This is a genomic window from Bacillus sp. 179-C3.3 HS, from assembly GCF_047229225.1.
Classification (GTDB): Bacteria; Bacillota; Bacilli; order Bacillales; family Bacillaceae; genus Bacillus.
In genome coordinates this window covers 79,582-85,775 of sequence record NZ_JBFEFT010000015.1, presented here as the reverse complement: position 1 = coordinate 85,775, position 6,194 = coordinate 79,582, and the positions used below count along the sequence as shown (strand labels likewise).

Genomic DNA, 6,194 nt, shown 5'->3' with positions numbered 1-6,194 from the left:
TTTTATTTCGGATCACAACGATCCGTTTTCAAACTTGAAGGTGTTTTTTATTTGTCTCATCTTATGGGGTCAGTCCCGCTCATTGAGAGCAGCTTTTTTTTAATAATACAAAGTTGTCGGCATCGTAGGATACCACTCGCCATTTGCAGCAAGTGCCCATGCATATACCTTTTGTCCGGATTCGATTTTGTCCTTCACTGAAATCAGTGTTTCAAATGTAGAGACATCATAACGTTGTCCGGTTTTTTTCGCGATATAGACAGCTAGGATGTTGTTATTCAATACACTTGGTTCTTCATCATTACTCGTCCAAGCGATCCGGTTATAATAAGTTGTGTTAAAAGGATTTTCGAGTCCTTTCACTTCAAATTTCACTCGCTTGCCAACAACGGAAACCGCTGTATACGCCACACTTGTGAATTGTGTCGATGCTGCTTGTTCTGTCTTTACTGTTTGTTGTGGTTCTGCTGCAGACATTGCGCTTGGTACAAGTAGTCCTAATGTAAACGTGAGTGCTGCTATTTTTTTGATCATGCTTTGTTACCCCCTAATTTTTGGTATATGAATCAATTCACCAAAGCATAGGACAATTCCTTTATTTTTTTGTAAAATATTAGCTTTTTTTATCTGCATGATGGAGAAAATAGCGAGTAAGCAGCTCCTCTACCCGATGCCGTATACGCGGATTAAAGTATTTATGCTTTTCTTCATAGCCATTCATGACAAATAAATAGGTAGTAAATCCTTCATCACGTTCAATTTGCTGTACGTTCATTTTTTCTTTTCGTAAATGCTGTTTTAATTGGTAAAGTGCTTTTTGTGCTTCTTTTAATGCGGAGGTCACAAGCTGTATATAAGGTTCATTTAGTTTCAACGTTTGGTTTTTTTTCAAGTGGGCGAGGTCGCGATTGAGGATGGAAATCACCATAGGAAGGAAGATGGCCTGTTCCATCATGTGTAGCTGTATTCTTGATAGTCTCGTCATGTCCATGCCTGCCTTCATCTAAATAGTATGGAACGTTTGTTCTGTTTTATTTATTATATAAAATGAATCGAAGAATCACAAGAGGGAGTGTTGATTTGTTTTTTCATGTTTTCCATGTAAAATAAAAAGGAGACAAACCTTGAAGGAGTAAACAAGTTGCCACCATTACTTTCAATCATGACGCAAGAACAAATCACAGCATTTTTTGACAGCTATAAGGCTTTTGGACCAATTGTGGCCATATTGCTCCCTTTAATAGAAGCATTTCTTCCGTTTTTACCACTCGTTGCTTTTGCTGTGGCAAATGCAAATGCCTTCGGACTGTGGCAAGGATTTTTATTGACGTGGATTGGCGCAAGTTTAGGATCCATTCTTGTCTTTCTTTTGATCAGAAAGTTTGGACAAATGAGAATGCTTCACTTTATTAGCAAACGCCCATCGATTAAAAAATTGACGCTTTGGGTGGAAAAGCGAGGATTTGGCCCGTTGTTTATTTTGCTCTGCTTTCCTTTTACACCTTCAGCTGCCGTCAATGTAGTTGCAGGTTTATCAAGAATTAGTATGTGGCAATTTTCATTGGCTGCGTTATCAGGTAAGTGTGTGATGCTCTTTATCATTAGTTTTATTGGCTATGATCTTTCGGCTTTAGTAAAGAATCCGTTAAGAAGTATATTTGCGGTTCTAGTCATCGCTATCTTATGGTATGTTGGAAAGAGAGTAGAAAATAGGTTGAACATTCGGATGAGTCAGAGTGAGGACAAAGGAGGCTCTTAATGAAAAGGAAGCCGTTACTATGGTTGATGATGATCATTGGCATCGTGCTATTTTTCCAAGTAAAGAATGTCATATTTGTCACGTACAAAGTAGAAGGGATCAGTATGGACCCGACATTTTCAGATGGAACAGAATTATTAGTCAACAAGTTCTCGCCAAAGCTCTCGAACATTCACCGTTTCGATTACGTTCTGTTTCATGGACCTAATCAAAACATTTTAATCAAACGTGTCATAGGTCTTCCGGGAGAGACGATCAAGTATGAAGATGATCAGTTATTTGTCAATGGAGCCAAATGGAAAGAACCGTTTTTAAAAGAGCAGAAAAAACATAAAATGGGGAACGTCCTAACAGGTGATTTTCAGCTGGAAGCGATCACTGGACATGATCAAATACAAGAAAATCATTTCTTTGTGATCGGGGATAACCGAATACATAGCTTTGACAGCCGGCATTTTGGCACCATCTCAAAGGACCAAATCGTTGGAGTCAAGAAACATAGCGAATAACGAAAAAGGCGCCTTGCAAATGCAAAGCGCCTTTGTTCATTTGGCAGCCTTATAATCCGGTTGTTTTTTTGCCCAGAACCGATGTAGAAACCGAAAAAACGGCGGTAATATGGCGATGACAAGGATGATTCTAATCACTTGTACAGCGACCACAAACGTGGAATCCGCATGAAGCGTCACCGCAGTTGTGGCCATTTCAGCAATGCCTCCAGGGGAGAAAGCGAGAATCGCCGTAATGACTGAAATGCCCGTCAGTTTTGCAATTGCAATTGAACTGAGGACAGTGGCGGCTATTAGTCCAGCTGAGCTGACAAGAGCGACAATGATGGTGTTTTTTAATCCGGCAAACATCTGTTTATTCATTTTTGAGCCGATGGTTGCCCCTAAACATACTTGAGAAGCGATATTCGCTTGTGATGGCCAGTAAGGAATCAAATCATGTCCTATGATAGCGCCTCCCCCCACTTGGAGCGTTGCAACGGCTAACATACTGCCGATTAACCAAGGGGCAGGAAAATGAAGACGGACAGCTAGGCGAGACATGAGCCAAGCGGCTAAGATCATGACTGCGGTCCATGTCACGTTTGATAAAGTGAAAATGCCTGATGAGAAGGCATTATCCTGTCCTAAAATAGCATCTGATTGATTTTTTGTATGTAAATAAAATACAAAAAATGGGATGGTCAATACGACCATTAAGACACGTATGGTTTGCACAAGTGTCACAACCGCAGTATTCGCCCCAACTTCTTGGGCAATCCCGGGCATAGCCGATAATCCACCGGGAGCCGTTCCAACAAAGCTGGTCAGCATATCGATATGACTCATTTTCCATAAAATAAATCCTGAGAGCATCGCCAGTAAAATTGAAAACAAAAGCATGAAACTGACAGGGAGCCAATTTTCAGCAAAAATACGAAGAACTTCTATGTTCAGTTTTTGACCGAGTTCGATTCCAAGAATAAATTGTCCAAGGAGAAGCCATCTGCTATGGATACGTAAGGGTTTGCCATTACGCTGAAACAGGGAGGGACGACGAAGTGCAATGAATGCTGCTGTGACCAACGTACCAATCATCCAGCCAATAGACATGCCGGTTAGAGATAATAGAAATCCGCCTATACCGCTAGTCGCAATGAGAATCAGATCAGTACGAAGGCTGCTTCCTTGTTTCATCACATGTAAACCTTCTTCCTATATGTTCGTTCAGTAAGTGAAATGTTGATATATTTACTATAATATAAACGCCTTGATAAATAAAATACGAATTTTTTTATCATTTTCATAAGTTGATCTTATGGAATGTTAAGATTTATTTTGGGTAAAAATACCATTTTGCACGATGCGAATAAGAACCATCGAAGCTATTTTTAACGAAATATGAAGTAATACACAACAATTTTCCCTTATTTTCTTAATTTGTTGACTCTCGATTTTAATTACACTACAATGCTTAGTGTGAGGTGGTTACATGAAAATTCCTTCTTTTAAATACAACGAAAAGGGATTAAACCGTTTCTTCGGTCCTTTAGAGGGTAGGATTATGGAAATCCTCTATCAAGGTGAGGGGATGCCGATTAAAGAAGTACAGCAAAAGCTTTCAGATGAGAAGCCCATTAACTTCAATACTGTGATGACTGTGCTGAATCGCTTAACCGAAAAAGGGATTGTAGAGAAGAAAACAAAAGGACGTTCATCGATTTATAATCCGATTCTCACGAAAGAAGAATTTTTGAACGAACAAACAAAGTGGATTACGCAAGGGTTGATGGACGATTTTGGTCCACTAGCCGTCAACCATATGGTGGATGCGATAGAAAGTGCTGATCCAGAATTGCTCAAAGTTCTTGAAGCGCGGCTTGCGTCAAAGAAAGAGGAGCAGCGAAATGATTAAAATGAAATCCAGTTTGCTGTTTCTTGGCGGTATGTTGATTAGTTTCGCTATTTTCTACCAGATGGGTTATTATGTGCTATCCAGTTTTTTTGGCTGGAATCAAGCATATAATCTCATCCATGTATGCCAATCTGTTCTCGAATTCTACGGATTTACCCCTTTGAAATATTTTCTTGATGCGTTAGTCTTGTACACTTTAGGATTTGCCGTATGCTATATGACGAGACAGATCAGAAAGTACCTTCATTTAAAAAGAAGCATGATGATGGCTGTCGACCAAGAGCGGACCAATGTTCTCACAAAGAAGTATGAAAATGAGATCATTGTTGTTCATTATCATGAACCACTTGCTTTTGCGATGGGAATGCTTCACCCAAAGGTTTACTTATCAACGGCATTAATCGAGATGCTGGATGAGGGAGAAATTGATGCTGTGGTTCATCACGAATTACATCATACGTATTGCTATGATCCATTAAAAGCTTTCACTTTCTCAATGCTCACAAAAGTCATTTGGTACATACCTGTGTTAAAACATATGAGACAAAGCTACTCAGTTTTCCGTGAAGTGATTGCAGATGACTATGCCATCCAGCAAACAGGCACTGAAATCGGTGTCGGACAAGCGCTTTTGAAACTCATAAAAAATAGAACGAAGTTTCAAAAACAAACGAAATTTGCGGTGTCTTTCGGAGATCGAGCATTGAATTTAAGGATTCAAAAGATCTTAAATCCAACGTACAATATACCATTCAATGTACCACTCATTCCCATTGTGACCTCATCCATTTTAATGGTGGTCTTAATGATTATGTTAAATCTAAAATACTAATTTTTTTTACACGATCACATTACAGTGTGTAGTGTAAAATAGGAGGAAATGACGATATGAAAACAAATCAAGAAATTGGAACACTTTTTGTACGAGTCACCTTAGGCGTGATCTTTTTTCTACACGGGCTTCAAGCATATCAAGGAGGACTGGGAGGCACAGCAGCATTCTTTGGCCAAATCGGCATTCCTGAATTCATGGCTTATGTCGTAAAGACGATTGAGCTTGTCGGTGGATTTGCATTGATTGTAGGTCTAGGAACACGTATTTTCGCAGCTTTATTTGTACCGATTATGGCAGTGGCGATTATCACAGTTAGCTTTGCTAAAGGGTTTGTTGGCGGTTATGAATTTGAACTATCTTTATTGGTCATGGCGCTTTATTTAACACTAAGTGGCAGTCAAATGCTTTCGATTGATGGTCTTTTAAAGCATCAACAGCAAAGCAATGAAGCAAAATTTCAATAAAACAAAAAACTCCTCCTGCGATTTTGTGCAGAGGAGTTTTTTTATTTTGGCAACATTTTTTAAAAGAGAAGATGCTTTCAAAGTTATGACATGTTCATTTTTTGACGGAACGTATGATCTCCTATTAAAATAAGACTATCTAAGCCACATTATGCGTCAGAAGGTATAAAAACCACACAGCATGTTGCTGTTCATCTTGGGCGATCCGTTTCATTAACTCTTTTGTGCTTTGATCCCGAACATAGTCTGATATCGATAAGTAAAAGTCAACTGTGTTTTGTTCATCTTTAAATGCGAAAATAAGGCCTTCTCTCAGTTGATCTGGACAAGCTTCTGTTACCTGTGGTTTATGGTTTTTGCCAGTGAGAGAAGTATATAGTCTTGAAAACAGTTGGTAGTGTCTGACCTCATCCTGGCGAATTTCTTGAATGATTTTTTTCGCTTCAGGACTTTTTGCTTTTAAAGCCAGTTTTTCGTAGCATTGGATCGCCGAATATTCACCATTGAGCGCCTTTTCAAGGTCTGAAATGAGCCTTGTGTTTTGTCGCATGTCATATGGTGTGTAGTCATAATAACCGTAATACATGATATTGCCAGCCTCCCTTTCGATCATGATGGTTTATGATATGAAGGGGGATAGGAAAGGTGCCTATTTTTTGAGATCGTGATAGGAAAATAGCTATTTGCCCTTATTTTCGCTAGAATATGAGTACATAAGAAAGGTGTTGTGGAA

9 protein-coding genes are annotated in these 6,194 nt (G+C 39.2%); 5 read left to right on the top strand and 4 right to left on the bottom strand.

Features of this window, described 5'->3' with window-relative positions:
• Positions 1-99 precede the first annotated feature (99 nt).
• Positions 100-534 carry an enoyl-CoA hydratase gene (locus tag AB1K80_RS11040; RefSeq protein ID WP_412856668.1) on the bottom strand — a complete coding sequence of 145 codons (435 nt, stop codon included), beginning with the start codon at positions 532-534 and terminating at the stop codon, positions 100-102.
• Positions 535-613: 79 nt separating this feature from the next.
• Positions 614-985: a hypothetical protein gene (locus tag AB1K80_RS11035; protein WP_412856667.1), complete on the bottom strand. Its 372-nt coding sequence runs from the start codon at positions 983-985 to the stop codon at positions 614-616.
• A 156-nt stretch (positions 986-1,141) separates the two neighbouring features.
• Between AB1K80_RS11035 and AB1K80_RS11030 the strand changes: the two genes are divergently transcribed.
• Together AB1K80_RS11030 and lepB are read left to right on the top strand one after the other, a co-directional pair.
• Positions 1,142-1,759: a TVP38/TMEM64 family protein gene (locus AB1K80_RS11030; protein ID WP_412856666.1), complete on the top strand. Its 618-nt coding sequence runs from the start codon at positions 1,142-1,144 to the stop codon at positions 1,757-1,759.
• Positions 1,759-2,268: a signal peptidase I gene (lepB, locus tag AB1K80_RS11025; RefSeq protein WP_412856665.1), complete on the top strand. Its 510-nt coding sequence runs from the start codon at positions 1,759-1,761 to the stop codon at positions 2,266-2,268. The genes AB1K80_RS11030 and lepB overlap by 1 nt, the downstream gene beginning before the upstream one ends.
• A gap of 36 nt (positions 2,269-2,304) precedes the next feature.
• Here the strand turns inward: lepB and AB1K80_RS11020 are convergent, their stop codons facing one another.
• Entirely contained in the window at positions 2,305-3,444 is a 1,140-nt protein-coding gene (locus AB1K80_RS11020) for an AbrB family transcriptional regulator (protein ID WP_412856674.1), read from the bottom strand.
• A 295-nt stretch (positions 3,445-3,739) separates the two neighbouring features.
• On the opposite strand from AB1K80_RS11020, the gene AB1K80_RS11015 reads away from it, so the two are divergent.
• Genes AB1K80_RS11015 through AB1K80_RS11005 form a run of 3 tightly spaced genes read left to right on the top strand, consistent with a single transcriptional unit; the run spans position 3,740 to position 5,461 of the window.
• Positions 3,740-4,162: a BlaI/MecI/CopY family transcriptional regulator gene (locus AB1K80_RS11015; RefSeq protein ID WP_412856664.1), complete on the top strand. Its 423-nt coding sequence runs from the start codon at positions 3,740-3,742 to the stop codon at positions 4,160-4,162.
• Positions 4,155-4,994, top strand: coding sequence for a M56 family metallopeptidase (locus AB1K80_RS11010; RefSeq protein ID WP_412856663.1), 840 nt, complete (start codon positions 4,155-4,157; stop codon positions 4,992-4,994). Before AB1K80_RS11015 ends, AB1K80_RS11010 begins: the two co-directional genes overlap by 8 nt.
• A 56-nt stretch (positions 4,995-5,050) precedes the next feature.
• Positions 5,051-5,461: a DoxX family protein gene (locus tag AB1K80_RS11005; protein WP_412856662.1), complete on the top strand. Its 411-nt coding sequence runs from the start codon at positions 5,051-5,053 to the stop codon at positions 5,459-5,461.
• Between the two features lie 139 nt (positions 5,462-5,600).
• Here the strand turns inward: AB1K80_RS11005 and AB1K80_RS11000 are convergent, their stop codons facing one another.
• Entirely contained in the window at positions 5,601-6,047 is a 447-nt protein-coding gene (locus AB1K80_RS11000; protein WP_412856661.1) for a ferritin-like domain-containing protein, read from the bottom strand.
• Positions 6,048-6,194 lie beyond the last annotated feature (147 nt).